Source organism: Sorangium sp. So ce302, from assembly GCF_051530145.1.
GTDB lineage: Bacteria > Myxococcota_A > Polyangia > Polyangiales > Polyangiaceae > Sorangium > Sorangium cellulosum_B.
This window is the reverse complement of sequence record NZ_CP150326.1, coordinates 3871658-3885555: the sequence shown is the minus strand read 5'-3', so window position 1 is coordinate 3885555 and position 13898 is coordinate 3871658. Positions and strand designations below refer to the sequence as shown.

Here is a 13898-nt window from a genome sequence, read left to right as displayed (position 1 = left end):
CTGGCGACTGGCGCTCTGGACGGCGTCCGTCACAGGCGTACACACGCACCGTCCTCCGCCCGATAGCGTTAGTTCTCCTCTTCTGACCATCGCCGGCACGGGGCAGTTCGCCCCACTTGGGGCAGTCCGGCCTCTATCCAGCCATGAGCCTGCCAGCCGCGCGGCGCCGCGCACCCCGACGCGATGGAAGAGCCGCCCACGACACGGCGTGGAGAAAGGCATCTCATCCATCGGCGTGACGGGGATCATGCTCCACCCTGACCACGACCGCGCACCGACAGGCGCTCTCCGCCAGGGATGGCCCGGGCCTTGCGAGGGTGCCGGGCATGAACACAGCAAAATTCGTCCTGCTGCTGCCTCTCTCGCTTGCCGCTGCGGCCGGCTGCGATCGAGCGGAAGGCACGACTCGCTCGGACGGCAGTCCCGCGGTGCCGGGCGAGGTCGCCCAGCGGGCGAACAACCCCACGCCGACGGCCGCCGACAACACAGGCAAGAACGATCGCGATCGCGATCCCGCCGCGCTGACCCCCGGGGACCAGGGCGAGAACGAGGCCGATCGCACGATCACCCAGAAGATCCGGCAGGCGGTGGTCGCGAACGACACGCTCTCTATGAGCGCGAAGAACGTCAAGATCATCACGACGGGGCAGGTGGTGACGCTGCGCGGCCCGGTGAAGAGCGACAAGGAGAAGGCCGACATCGCCGCCATCGCCCTCGGGATCCCGGGTGTGCAGAGGGTCGATAACCAGCTCGAAGTCGACGTTGACTGACCGACACGAACGGTCCGAAAGGAAGACACCATGGCAACGAAGAAAGCGGTCCTTGGCCTCGTGAGCACGCTCGCTCAGGCAGACATCATCGTCGGCGATCTCCAGCGCGCCGGCTTCATGACCGGCGACATCTCGGCGCTCTTCCCCGACAAGCACGGGACGCGGGACTTCGCGCACGAGAAGCACACGAAGGCGCCCGAGGGCGCGACGGCGGGCGTCAGCGCGGGCGGCGCGGTCGGCGGGACCATCGGGCTGCTCGCCGGCATCGGCGCCCTCGCCATCCCGGGGCTCGGGCCGTTCATCGCGGCCGGCCCCATCATGGCCGCGCTGAGCGGCGCCGCGGCCGGCGCCGCGCTCGGCGGCGTGACCGGCGCCCTGATCGGGCTCGGCATCCCCGAGGTCGAGGCCAAGCAGTACGAGGGCAAGATCAAGGGCGGCAACATCCTCATCTCCGTCCACGTCGAGGACAGCAACGAGCGCGCGCTCGCCAAGCAGATCCTCGAGCGCGGCGGCGCGACCGACGTCGCGGTCCTCACCGAAGAGGGGATCTCGTCGAAGCACAGGGCCGTCGCCTGAGCGTGACGCGCTGTCATCCCACGTGATCTCGGGAAGCTGCCCGCCTGACGCCGCGCATCGGCCGGTGTCAGGCGGGCAGCCGCTCGAGGTCGAGCTCGTCCGACGGCGTGATGTCGGCCTTGAGGAAGCGCTGCATCTGCCGGAGCGCGTGGCCGTTGTCCTCCTCGGTCTCGGAGGCCACGCAGTCCGACGGGACGAGCAGCCGGTAATCGCGCATGTAGGCGTCGTTCGCCGTGAACAGGACGCAGATGTTCCCCGCCATGCCGGTGAGGAGGAGCGTCTGCGCGCCGAGCGACTCGAGCAGGATCTCCAGCGTGGTGCCGTAGAAGCCGGAGTGCTTGGGCTTGAGCACGAAATAATCGTCCTCTCCAGGCCGCAGCAGCGCCGCGATCTCGCGGCCGCACACGCCCTCTTCCAGGCAGTGCTCGATCTGACGGTGGAAGTTGGATTGCCAGCGGCCGAAGTTGTCGTTCACGTAGACCGCCGGAATGCCGGCGTCGCGACACCGCTGCTTCAGCGCCCGGATGCGGTGCGCCATCGGGAGCGCATGGGCGAGCAGCCGGTCGCCTCCCGGGAAGTCCAGATCGTTGATCACGTCGATGAGGAGCAGCGCTGTCCGGCTCTCGTCCGGCGCGGCGCCGTGAAGGTCGTGGGAACGCCGAGGCATGTCGTGCGCGGGTTATACTGCGGGCGAGGGCGCGCGGGGCAGCGATCACCGCCGATCACCGCCGCGCCCGGTCCGCCGTGGCGAAACGCGACCTCGGCTGTGGCAGCGCGCGGCAGGAGGCGCAGGATCCACGATGGCCCCCGGGCGGCAGGACGGGCGCGCGGCGCAGGATGCGCGAGGACGCGTCGTCGGCCGCCGGCTTGCATTGCTCGCCATGACGGACCTGGCGCGGGCCCCCCGGGTCGCCTTCCGGGTCGAAGGAGCGCACATGCCTCGCAGCATCTGGAAAGGGAGTATCAGCTTCGGGCTCGTGCAGATCCCGGTGGCCCTCTACCCCGCCGAGGAGCCCGACGAGCTCCACTTCACGCAGCTCGACAGGCGCACCATGGCGCCGATCCGCTACGAGCGCGTGAACCGGGAGACGGGCGAGCCGGTGAGCTGGGACGATATCGTCCGCGGCTATCCCTACGAGAAGGGCGAGTATGTCGTCCTGTCCGACGAGGACCTGCGCCGCGCGAACGTGGAGGCGACGCAGACCGTGGACATCCTCGACTTCGTCGACGCCTCGGAGATCGACCCGATCTACTACGACAAACCGTATTTCCTCGCTCCCGCGTCTCAGAACGGCAAGAAGCGATCGCCGGTGACGGCGTATGTCCTCCTGCGCGAGGCGCTGCGGAAGACGGGCAAGGTCGGTATCGCGAAGGTCGTGATCCGGACGCGCGAGCACATCGCCGCGGTGAGGCCTCACGGCAGAGGGCTCGTGCTGAACCTGCTCCGGTTCGCGCACGAGCTCCGCTCCGATGAGGAGCTCGACCTGCCCGAGATGGACGCCCAGGGAAAGGGGCTCGGGAAGCGGGAGCTGGAGATGGCGGAGCGGCTGGTGGCCGAGATGGCCACCGCGTGGGAGCCGGAGAAATACAAGGACGAGTACCGCGACGACGTGATGAAGCTCATCGAGAAGAAGGTGAAATCCGGCCGCACGACGGCGCCCGCGGAGCCTGTCGAGGAAGAGCGCCATCGCCGCGCCACCGGCACGGTGGACCTCATCGCGCTGCTCAAGAAGAGCCTCGGACAGAAGGGCGAGAAGGCCGCGAACGACGAAGCGAACAGCGGCGCGAAAGACGGTGCGAAAGACGGGAGAAGAGCGCCGGAAGAAGGCGGCAAATCCAGGGTGCGAAAGGCGGAGGCCCCGAAGCGGAAGGGCCGCAGCTCGCGTCGGGCCGCGTAGCCCGCACGGAGAAGTGGCCTGCACGCCGCCCGCCGGTCTCACCGGGGGCGCAGAGGAGGGTAGAGCGAGCTCATGCGCCCCAAGTATCCGGCGGACGTCACGGCGGCTTTTCTCGAGCTGCAGGGGCAGCCCCCGCTCGCGGCGCAGAAGCTGGCTCCGGGCGCCCGCGTCGCCCCCGACGAGGCGCCGCCCTCCTTCGCCGCGATCCTGACGCAGCTGATCGAGACGCTGTTCTTCGCGTCCATGGCGACGGAGGAGGGGCGGCTCAACCCGATCGGCGTCGTGTTCGCCGAGCGCCTCGCCGAGTTCGACTCCGGAGAGCCCGCGTGGGATCTCGTGCGGTTCGCGTCTCCGGTGGCGTTCGACGCGGAGCACCTGGCCAACCTGGGCCCGGCGAGCGCGTGGCCGCGCGCCTTCTTGGCCGTGGTGCCGCTCGATGGGTCGCTCGCCGTCGCCGGCATCGCGGTGCCGCACGGCCGGCCGTCGTTCGCGCTCGATCAGCTCGTGCGCGTCGTCGCCCCGAAGCCCGGCGTCGTGGCCGTGTACCGCGGCGAATGGGAGGTCGTCCGTTACGAGCGCGGCGCCGTGCGGACGTGGATGCCCAAGAACCGGCCGCTGCTCGACTCCATCGAGCGGACCGTCGCGCGGGACCAGGCGAGCGCGCTCGCCCGCAACGTGCGCGGCTATCTGCTGCGCATCGTCGAGGGAATGGTCGAGCTCGGTCGCGGCGGGCTCCTCGTCGTCCTGGGGCCCGGCGAGGGCCTGCCGCAGCTCTTCGGGGAAGAGGGCAATCAGCTCGACACCGAGGTCAAGCGGCTGGCCCCTGCTCTGTGCCTCGGCTCGGCCATCCTCGACCTCGCCGGCGCGCACGAGACCCACCTGCCGGACGGGCCATGCCAGCCGTCCGGGGGGAGGCCAGCGCCGCGCGACTCGGAAGACGCGCTGCAGAGATCCGAGCGCGTCAGCCGGCTGCTCGAGCTCATCGTGCGGCTCACGACCGTCGACGGCGCGGTCGTGATGAGCCACGCCCTCGACGTGCTCGCGTTCGGCGCGAAGCTGCCGCCTCCGAGGGCGATCATCTCCGAGGTCTTCGCCGCCACCCCCGACCAGCGGATGGACGCGAGCTTGAGCCTCGACGCGCGCGGCACCCGCCACCGCGCGGCCGCGGCGTTCGTCGCAGGGTACCCGGAGAGGATCGCCTTCATCGTCTCCCAGGACGGCAACGCGGCGACGTTCCAGGAGATCGAGGGGAAGGTCGTCTACTGGCCGCTTTGACGAGGCGCGGCGCGCGAGGCGCGACCTGCGAACTCAAAGATGCCGCAGGATGGCCGCAGGCATCTGATCGAGCGGCGCCGCGGCCGCGGCGAGCCCGGCCTCCAGCACGCGGCGGGGCATGCCGTAAACGATGCAGGACGACTCGGCCTCCGCGAGGACCCTCCCGCCCGCCGCGCGGATCGCCCGGGAGCCCTCCAGACCGTCGTCCCCCATGCCCGTCAGCACGACCCCGAGGACGCCGGGCCCGAACTCGGCCGCGGCGCTCGCGAAGAGCCGATCCACCGACGGGCAATAGAGAGACGCGCCGGCCGTCGCCGGGAAGCAGACGGTGGCGCGCGTCAGGTTGCGCCGGACCTCGATGTGCGTCCCCCCGCGCGCGAGGACCACGAGCCCGGGCCGGAGCTGGAGATCGTCCGACGCCTCGACGATCGAGAGCGCGCTCCCGTCGTCGAGGCGGCGCGCCAGCGATTCCGTGTAGCCAGCAGGGATGTGCAGCGCGACGACGATGGGGGCCGGGAACCCGGCGGGCATCGCCGCGAGGAGCCGCGTCAGCGCCAGCGGGCCGCCGGTCGACGCGCCGATCACGACGAGCCGCGTGCGCGAGAGCGCCGGGATCGCGCCGACCACGGGCGGCGGCGCGGGCGGCGGCTCCACGCGGTGGACCTTCGCCTCGGCGGCGGCGAGCACCTTGCGGACCAGCTCGTCCGCGAGGCCGAAGAGGCGATCGGTCGCGAGCGCCGTCGGCTTCTCGACGAGATCGGTCGCGCCTTGCTGGAGCGCCCTGACGCCGAGATCGCTGTCCGCCTCGGCGCTGCTGACGACGATCACCCGCGGCGCGCCCTCGCGCGGCAACGACGCGAGCACACCGAGGCCGTCGAGGTTCGGCATCACGAGATCCAGCGTGACGACATCCGGCTTGTAGCGCGCGATCTTCTCCAGCGCGTCGAGGCCGTCCATGGCCGTGTCGACGACCTCGATCGAGGAGCTCGCGCCGAGGACCTGCCGCAGCACCTTGCGCACGAAGGCCGAGTCGTCGACCACGAGCACGCGGACCGCACGGCGCCTCATGGCTCCGCGTTCCGGTACAGGAACACGCCGCCCCGCTCCTCGCAGGCGAGCGCGGTGCCGAGCCTGAAGAGCGACTCGGAGACCCCGACCAGGAGGATCCCGCCCGGGGAGAGCGCCCCCGAGAGGTTCTTGACCACCCACCGCGCCGTGTTGTCGTGGAAGTAGATGAGCACGTTGCGGCAGATCACGACGTCGAGCCGCCCCAGCGACGCGACCTGGGACGCGTCGAGCAGGTTGATCCGCCGCCAGTCGATCGCCCGCCTCAGCTCGGCGCTCACGACGACGCGATCGGGCGTCACCTGCAGCCACCGCTCGGCGAACGGAGGCGGCGGGGCGTTGCTCCGGAGCGAGCGCGGCCCGAGAACGCCGGCCTGAGCCCGCGAGAGCGCCCGCGCGCTGATGTCGCTCGCGATGAGCTCGACCTTGTCGAGCAGGCCCCGCTCGGCCAGGAGCATCGCGAGCGTGAACGGCTCCTCGCCGCTCGAGCAGGCCGCCGACCAGAGCCGTGGCCGGCCGCCCGCCGCCACGCGCGGCGCGACGAACTCCGAGACCGCGAGCTCGAGCTGCGCGAGCTCGCGGAAGAAGTACGTCTCGCCCACGACCAGCCCGTCGATCAGCGCGTCCATCTCGGCCGCGCCCGCCGGGTCGTAGCGGAGGAAGTAGTAGTAATCGAGCAGCGAGTCGAAGCCGGCGTCGAGGGCGCGCGCCGACAGCTTGTCGCCGAGCAGCTCGCGATCGGCCGCGTCGTAGTGGAAGCCGATCTTCTCGGCGACGAGCGCGCTGAAGATCGCGAAGACCTGCGGAGAGATGGGGAGGCGGCTCGTCATGCCCAAAGGATCAGGCCCACTGCGCGAGGACGGACGCGGACACGCGCCGCACCTCGGGATCTGGATCGGTCCGCGCGGCGCGCTCGACCGCCGCGAAGCCCTCGCGGGTGGCCACCGCGGCGAGCGTCGTGGCGGCCGCCTTCCGCGCCGGCGCGCGCGGCAGCCGGAGCGCCTCGATGAGCGCGGCGTGCGCCCCGGGGAGCCGCATCCGCGCGAGCGCCGCGGTCAGGAGCGGCGAGAGCTCGTCGTCCGCCGTCCCCAGCGCGTCGAGGATGCCCTCGATGCGGCCCGGTACGGGCGTCGAGAGCGCGGCGAGCAGAGGGCCCTGCGCCCGCGACGTGACGAGCAGCGCGACCAGGGTCCTCGTCGCCTCGGCGCCGGGCCGCCCCGCGATGAAGCTGGTCGCTGCCGCCCGCACGCTCTCGTCGGGGTCGCCCGCCGCCCGCACGAGCGCGGGCAGGACCTCGGGCGACGAGAAGCCGGAGATGGCCGAGACCGCGACCAGCCGGGTCGCCACGTCCGGGGACGAGAGCGCGTCGAGCAACGTCGGCAGCGACACCTCCCGCCCGGCGATGCCGAGCCCGATCAGCGCCGACCGCCGCATGTCCGTGTCGCCGTCCCGGGCCGCCTGCTCCAGCGCCGCGAGCGCGAGATCACCCTTGATCCCCGACAGCGCCTCGATCGCCGCCACGCGCACCTGGCCGCTCTCGTCCCGGAGCCGCTCGGCGATGACCCCTGCCGCCGCCTCCCACCCGAGCTTCCCCAGCGACTGGCAGGCGTAGTACCGGACCCACGCGTCGCCGTCGCGGAGCCCCGCGAGGAGCGCGCCGATCACGCGAGGGTCCCGGCGCGACTGCCCGAGCGCCCGCATCGCCACGGCCCGGATCCGCGCCGTGGGATCGGCCGCGACCGCGACGAGCGCGTCGAGCGCCGCCGGCGCCGCGAGGGACGCGAGGCCATGGATCGCCTGCTCGCGCGCCCGCACGTCGGGGTCGCAGAGGCCGTCGAGGAAGACCGGCAGCGCCGACGCAGGCGCGAGGTGCCCGAGGATCCGCAGGGCCGTCCGCCGCGCGGCCGGGGCCCCGTCGCGGGCCGCGGCGAGCGCGAGCGCCTCGACGTCCGGGCCGCCGAGGCCCTGGATCGCGGTCGTCGCGGCGTGGACCACGCGAGGGCTCGGGTCGTCGAGGACCTGGAACAGCGCGCGCGCCGAGCCGGGCTCCGCGATGCGCGCGAGCGCGTCGCACGCCGCCGCGCGGACCTCCGCGTCCGGATCGGCGAGGCAGCGCTCCACGTCGCCCGCGGCCGCGATGCCCCGGACGAGCGGCAGGAGCAGGAGCCTGCGCGCGCTGTCGCCGTCGCGCAGCGCCGCGAGCACACGGGGGTCCGCGCTCCGCGAGAGCTGGCCGAGCGCCTCCGCGGCGGCGCCCGCGACGGGAGGATCGGCGTCGAGCAGGCGCGTCAGCTCGAGCAGGGCCTCGTCGCCCCCGATCGCGCCGAGCACGCTGCAGAGGGCGGCCTGCTCGGCCGGATCCGCGCCCGCGAGGCTCTGGGAGAGCCGCCGCGCCACGCCGGGCGCCGGCGCCTCGCTCCGGAGCGCCTCGTCGATCGGCGCGACCGTCCCGTAGCGCTCGCGGTACCGCTCGCGCAGCTCGGCGAGCGCCGCCGCGGCGACGCGCACGACGCCGTCGCTCGGCCGCCCGAGGAGGCGCACCAGCGGCGCCACGGCGCCGCGGCTGCCGGTGCGGCCGAGCGCCCGCGCCGCCTCGAGCAGGTAGCGCGGATCCTCGAGGAGGACCGCCAGCGGGCCGGTCGCGCGCGGGTCGCCGCTCCGGCCCAGCACGTCGATCGCCGGGAAGACACGGAAGAAATTTCCGCTCGAGACGGCATCCACGAGCGAGTCGACCGCGGACCTGCCGCCGACCCGGCCGAGCGCCTCGATCGCGGCGACCGCGACGTTGTCGTCGGGGTGCGATGTGAGCTCCGCGAGCCGGGAGACGGCCTTCGCGCTGCCGCGGCGGCCGAGGATCTGCGCCGCGTCGGCGACGAGCGCGGGGCGAGGATCCAGGGTCAGCGCGAGCACGGCGGCGTCGACGTCGCCCAGCGACGCGACGAGCGCGTCGACCGCGGCGGCGATGCGCGCCTCGCTGTCGCGCCGGGTGGAGAGGCACGCGCAGAGCGGGTGGACCGCCGCATCGCCGAGCGCGGCGAGCGACGCGACGACGGCCCGCCGCACGGTCCAGCTCGGATCCGCGAGCATCTCGATGAGCTCAGGCACCCCCGGGGGCCCCGAGGCGGCGAGCCGCTCGACCCGCTCGACGCGCAGCCGCTCCGCGTCCGAGATGGCGAGCGCGGGCGCGGGTCGACGAGCGATCATGCTGTCTCCGGCGGCGTGGGGTGCGGCGTCCCGTTCGCCTTGATGTGGGCGACGGCGTGGGCGACCGTGGCGACGACGCCCGCGACCGCGTCCGCGTGCTCCGCGCTCGCCTGCCGGATCCTGCCGAGCTGCTCGAGCACCTGGCCAGCGTCGCTCGCGATCGCGCCGGTGTCCCTCGCGTGCCTGGCCGTGGAGGCGAGTAGCTCCCGGACCGGGTCGCGCAGCCGCGAGAGCGAGGCGGCGTGCTGCTCGCTCCGGGTCGAGAGCTCGCCGATCCCCTTCTCGGCGGCCTGGAGCGACGACGTGTGCCGGTTCGCGCCCGACGCGAGGGCCATGCTCGCCTCCGCCTGATCGGCCACGGCCCGGGCCGCCTGCCTGGCGATCCGGCGCACGGACTCCCCCTCTTTCGCGAGGGCCGCCGTCGCCTTGCCCTGGTCCGCCGTGGCGGCGGTCACCGCCGCCGCGAGCCGCGCGACCTGGCGGGCGGACGCCTCCAGCTGCTTCGCGGCCCGCGCCTGCTCGCCGATGCTACGCGCCGACTGGACCGATACCCGCCGGATGTCGTCCATCGCGCGCGCGATCTCGGTCGCGCCGCCCGCCTGCTCCGCGAGGCCGGCGACCATGCGCTGCGACGCGCCCGTGACGTCCTGCGTGAGCGCCGTGATCCCGGCCAGGGTGCGGGTCTGCTCGACCATGGCGGCGTTGGTCTGCTGGGTCAGCGCGCGCATCTGCGCGGCGACCTTGGCCAGCTGCAACGCCCCCGTCGCCTGCTCGTCCATCGCCCGCGACACGCGCTCGGCGGTGGACGTGAGCTGCGCGTTCGCCTTCACGGATTCCCGCAGCGCGCGCGCCTGCTCGGCGGTCGCGTCCTTCGTCTGCCGGGCCATGCGCCGCATCTCCGCGCTGCCCTGCGCGAGCGCCTGGATCGCCTTGGTCTGCTCGGCCGCGGAGCGCGCGACCGCCCTGCCCTCGTCGCTCATGCGCGACGCGGTCTGGGTCAGGGAGGCCACCGCCTGCACCTGCTCCGCGTTCGCCCGGTCGATGTCGCGGATCGAGCGGCCGAGCTCCTCGACCCCCTGCAGGATGGACGCGAGCGCCCGATCGGCGTCGCTCGCGAGCCGGGTCCCCTCGTCCGCGACCTTCACGCCCTCGCTCGAGGCGGCCACCGCCTCCCGGGCGCTCGCCTGGAGCGCGCGGACGATCTTGGCGATCTCGGCGCTCGAGACGGCGGCCCGATCGGCGAGGTTGCGGATCTCCTCGGCGACGACGGCGAAGCCGCGGCCGTGCTCCCCCGCGCGCGCGGCCTCGATGCTGGCGTTGAGCGAGAGGAGGTTCGTGCGGTCGGCGATCAGGTTGATCGTCTGGACGATGTCGCCGATCTCCTCCGCCCGCTTGCCCATCTCCTTCATGACCGACGCGGAGTCGGCCATCGCCTGCCGGATGCTCCCGAGCCCGGCGATGGACCGGCCGACCGTCGCGGCGCCCTGGCGCGCGGTCGCGACCCCCTGCTCGGCGGTCGTGCGCGCGGTCTCGACGATGGCGACGATCCGCCGCGTCGAGGCCTCGACCTGCGACGACGTGGCGGCGTTGCCGGCCGCGAGCCCGCTGATCTGCTCGGCGCTCTGCGCGACCTGCTGCGCGGCCCGCGCGAGCTGCTCGGCGGCGACCGCGTTTGCCTCGATGGTCGCCGCGTTCTTCTCGGCGGTGGCCGCGACCTCCTCGACCGAGCTCGCGATCTCCGTGATCGTGCTCGCGGTCGTCGACGCGCTCGCGTCGAGCGCCTTCGCGCTCTCGGCCACCCCGCGGATCGACCGCGCCATCTGCTCGGCGGTCGCCGCGGTCTCCTCGACCGCGCTCGCCATCTCGGTCGCGTCCTTCGCGACGCGATCGAGGGAGCCGCTCACGCCCACGACGGCCCCGGCCATGCTCGAGATCTGCGCCCCGACCCCCTTGGCGTCGGCCGAGAGGCGCGCGACGCCCTTCGACATCTCCTCGATGGTGGCCCCGATCTGCTCGATGGCCGCGGCGCTGCTCTCGCCGCGGACCGCCGCCTCGTCGGCCGATCCGCTCGTCACGGAGACCGCGCTGAGGAGCTCCTCGCTGGAGGACGCGAGCTCCTCGGCGCTGGCGCTCACCGCCTTCACCGAGCGGGCGATCTCCTCGAGCGCGACCGCGGTCGTGTCCGCCGAGGCGGCGAGCGCGTCGGCGTCGCCCTTCACGCTGGCGAGCGCGGGGGCGAGCGCGCCGATGCCGCCCGCCATTCCCTCGGTCCCCCTCACGACCTCGATGACGGCGTCGCCCACCCGCTGCCCGGAGCGGGCGAGCGCCTGCGCGGCCGCCCCAGCCTCCTCGATCTCGCCCGCGAGCGCCCCCGCCATGGCTCCCTGCTCCCTGCCGGAGGCGGCCCGCTCGGCGCCGAGGGCGGCGAGCCGCGCGGCCGCCTGCTCGACGCCGGCGACGGTCGCGACCGCCTGACGGAGCGCGCGCTCGGTCTGCTCCGCCCGCGCGAGCGCGCCGTCGATGTCCGCGATTGCATCAGATGCCATGATCCTGCTCCTCACCGATGATCCTGCCGACGTCGACGAGCATGACGAGGCGCTCCCCGAGCTTCGCGACGGCCCTGACGAACCCGGCGCTCTCCTCCGCCATGACCTCGGGGGGCGGCCTCAGCTCGCCCTCGGCGATGTTGACGACCTCGCGCGCGCTGTCCACCAGGAGGCCCACGGTGCGGCCGCCGCGCTGGACGACGATGACGCGCGAGTCCAGCGTCGGCTCCGCGCTCGGGAGCCCGAAGCGGACGCGCAGATCCACGACAGGGACCACGCGACCCCGGATCTGCACCAGGCCGCCGACGTACGATCGCGCCCCCGGCACCCGGGTCGCCCCGGCGAACGACTCCATGTGGAGCACGTCCGCCGCCGAGATGATGTACTCGGTGTCCGCCACCTTCAGGACCACGTGCAGATCGCTCACGAGGCCCCCCGGACGAGCGCGCCGCGGCCGCCGCGGCCAGCGGAGAGCCTGCCGCTGAGGGTGACGAGGTCGAGGACGAGCGTGGGGCGCCCGTCGCCGAGATCCGTCGAGCCAGACACGCCCGGCACCCGGACGAGCGGGTCCTCGAGCGGCCGCACGACCACCTCCTGCTGGCCGATCACGCGGGTCACGCCGAACGCGAAGGGCGCGCCGTGGCGACGGACGACGAGCGCCCTGCGCGCCGGCGAGGCCCCGAGCTCGAAGAGGGCGCCGAGGTCGACCAGGGGCACGACCTCGCCGCGGCGCTCGATCAACAGGATCCCGCCGCGCGCTTCGCCCACGGCTGGCAGCATCGTCCCGCCCCGCGCTTCGCCCGGCGCTGGCAACATCGTCCCGCCCCGTGCTTCGCCCAGGGCTGGCAACATCGTCCCGCCCCGCGCTTGGCCAGGCGCTGGGCCGCGGAGGATGCGCGCGGCGTCGATCTCCATGACCTCCTCGACGCCCGCGACGGGCGTCACGAACAGCTGGTCACCGCACAGGAAGGAGAAGGCGTCCACGATGGTCAACGTGAGCGGGATCCGGAGGGTGAAGGTGGTGCCGGCGCCGGGCGACGTGCTCACCGAGAGCTCGCCGCTGAGCTGCTCCACCGCGATGCGGCGCACGATGTCCATCCCGAGCCCGCGGCCGCTGGTCTTCGTCGCCTGATCGAGCGTCGACAGCCCGGGGAGCGTGATGAGGTCGAGCAGCGCCGCGTCGCTCTCGGGCGCGGGGCGGCCGGCCCGCCTCGCGACCAGCGCGCGATCGATGCCGCGGCCGTCGTCGGCGACGCTGAGCTCGAGCTGATTGCTGGAGCGCTCGAAGCAGGAGACCCGGACGACGCCCTCCTCGGGCTTGTCGAGGCGCCGCCGCTCGGCGGGCGGCTCGATCGCGTGATCGACGGCGTTGCGGAGCAGGTGCACGATCGCAGGGAAGACGCGCTCCGCGACCGCCTTGTCGAGCTCGGCCTTGCCGGCGTCGATCTCGAGCCGGACCTGCTTGCCGGTCGCGCGTCCGAGGCCGCGGACGACGAGCGGCACGCGCTCGAGGAGCTCCGCCACGGAGATCATGCGCGCGCGCATGATGGCGCCGCGGAGGTCGCGCAGCGTCCGGTCGTGCTCGCGCAGGATCTCCGACAGATCGCGGGTGTCGACCCCCCGGGCGCGCAGCTCGGCGGCCGCCCGAGCGAGCCGGAACCGCGTCACGACCAGCGCCGAGAGCTTGTCGAGCGCGTCGTCGAGGCGCGCCACCTCGACGCGGACGACGCCTCGGAGCTGGGGCTCCCGGTCCGCCGGCTCGTCCGGCTCGCGCTCCGCCAGCGCCGCGACGGCCGGCGGGACGGGGGGCTCCACGGTGAGCGCGCGGACGCCATCCGCCGCCGCCGCGCGCGCGACCTCCTCGTCGGGCGCGCTCGTGAGGACGAGGAGCGCGAAGACGATGCCGCCCGGCGCCCCATCGCTGGCCGGCACCGAGAGCGGGACGACCTTGACGATCTCGGCGAGCTTGCCGACGCGCTCGCGGACGGTCGTGATGTTCACCCCCTCGGCGGTGCGCGCCGGCGAGGGGACGAAGTCGACCCGCAGCGCGCGCCGCCCGCCGGCCACGCCCTGCGCGAGCTGCACCCGCTCGCCAGGCCCGAGCTTCGCGAGGATCTCGGGATCGGCGCCGATGGTCGGCACGGGCGGCGACGGCGCGGCGGCGAGATCGAGCGCGGTGAGCGCGGCGAGGAGCTCGGGCGCCGCCGGCAGCACCGGCTTGCCCTCGGCGAGGGCCCGCGCCCGCTCCTCGATGGACCGGAGCCCGCGGAGCAGGACCTCGATCGACGAGGCGGAGAGGCTCCCGGCCGCCCGGTCCGCCGCCCGGAGCACGGTCTCCATCGCGTGGGCGAGATCCACGATCGGCTCCACGCCGACCATGGCGGAGAGGCCCTTGATGGTGTGAAGGGCGCGGAAGAGCTCCCGGATCGCCCTGGGGCTCGACTCGCCGGCGCGGAGGGCCGCCTCGACGGCGAGGAGGTTGGCCATCGACGCGGAGAGGTGCTCTTCCACCTCGACGAGGTAGCCGGCCACGAACTCGTTCACATCGAGCGCGCCGCCCATCC

11 protein-coding genes are annotated in these 13898 nt (G+C 73.8%); 4 read left to right on the top strand and 7 right to left on the bottom strand.

Features of this window, described 5'->3' with window-relative positions; translation table 11 throughout:
- Positions 1-326 precede the first annotated feature (326 nt).
- A complete protein-coding gene (locus WME73_RS14870; RefSeq protein WP_437917393.1) occupies positions 327-770 on the top strand; it encodes a BON domain-containing protein in 444 nt (147 codons plus the stop codon).
- Between the two features lie 30 nt (positions 771-800).
- Complete coding sequence (locus WME73_RS14865) at positions 801-1346, top strand: DUF3341 domain-containing protein (RefSeq protein ID WP_437746102.1); 546 nt, start codon at positions 801-803, stop codon at positions 1344-1346.
- Between the two features lie 67 nt (positions 1347-1413).
- Here WME73_RS14865 and WME73_RS14860 read toward each other — a convergent pair whose 3' ends face one another.
- The gene (locus tag WME73_RS14860; RefSeq protein ID WP_437746101.1) at positions 1414-2013 is read right to left on the bottom strand and encodes a cysteine hydrolase family protein; all 600 of its coding nucleotides are present in this window, start codon (positions 2011-2013) and stop codon (positions 1414-1416) included.
- Between the two features lie 268 nt (positions 2014-2281).
- Between WME73_RS14860 and WME73_RS14855 the strand changes: the two genes are divergently transcribed.
- A complete protein-coding gene (locus WME73_RS14855) occupies positions 2282-3244 on the top strand; it encodes a Ku protein (protein WP_437871824.1) in 963 nt (320 codons plus the stop codon).
- A gap of 72 nt (positions 3245-3316) precedes the next feature.
- Complete coding sequence (locus WME73_RS14850) at positions 3317-4519, top strand: putative sensor domain DACNV-containing protein (RefSeq protein ID WP_437746099.1); 1203 nt, start codon at positions 3317-3319, stop codon at positions 4517-4519.
- Positions 4520-4552: 33 nt separating this feature from the next.
- On the opposite strand, the gene cheB is transcribed toward WME73_RS14850, so the two are convergent.
- Genes cheB through WME73_RS14820 form a run of 6 tightly spaced genes read right to left on the bottom strand, consistent with a single transcriptional unit; the run spans position 4553 to position 13896 of the window.
- Complete coding sequence (gene cheB, locus WME73_RS14845) at positions 4553-5587, bottom strand: chemotaxis-specific protein-glutamate methyltransferase CheB (protein WP_437746098.1); 1035 nt, start codon at positions 5585-5587, stop codon at positions 4553-4555.
- Entirely contained in the window at positions 5584-6414 is an 831-nt protein-coding gene (locus WME73_RS14840) for a CheR family methyltransferase (RefSeq protein WP_437746097.1), read from the bottom strand. Before WME73_RS14840 ends, cheB begins: the two co-directional genes overlap by 4 nt.
- A gap of 10 nt (positions 6415-6424) precedes the next feature.
- A complete protein-coding gene (locus WME73_RS14835; protein ID WP_437916095.1) occupies positions 6425-8788 on the bottom strand; it encodes a HEAT repeat domain-containing protein in 2364 nt (787 codons plus the stop codon).
- Positions 8785-11334 (bottom strand): methyl-accepting chemotaxis protein, encoded by a 2550-nt coding sequence (locus WME73_RS14830; protein ID WP_437746095.1) that lies wholly within the window; start codon positions 11332-11334, stop codon positions 8785-8787. The genes WME73_RS14835 and WME73_RS14830 overlap by 4 nt, the downstream gene beginning before the upstream one ends.
- Positions 11324-11761 carry a chemotaxis protein CheW gene (locus tag WME73_RS14825; protein ID WP_437746094.1) on the bottom strand — a complete coding sequence of 146 codons (438 nt, stop codon included), beginning with the start codon at positions 11759-11761 and terminating at the stop codon, positions 11324-11326. Before WME73_RS14825 ends, WME73_RS14830 begins: the two co-directional genes overlap by 11 nt.
- Positions 11758-13896, bottom strand: coding sequence for a chemotaxis protein CheA (locus WME73_RS14820; protein WP_437916094.1), 2139 nt, complete (start codon positions 13894-13896; stop codon positions 11758-11760). The genes WME73_RS14825 and WME73_RS14820 overlap by 4 nt, the downstream gene beginning before the upstream one ends.
- Between the last annotated feature and the right edge of the window lie 2 nt (positions 13897-13898).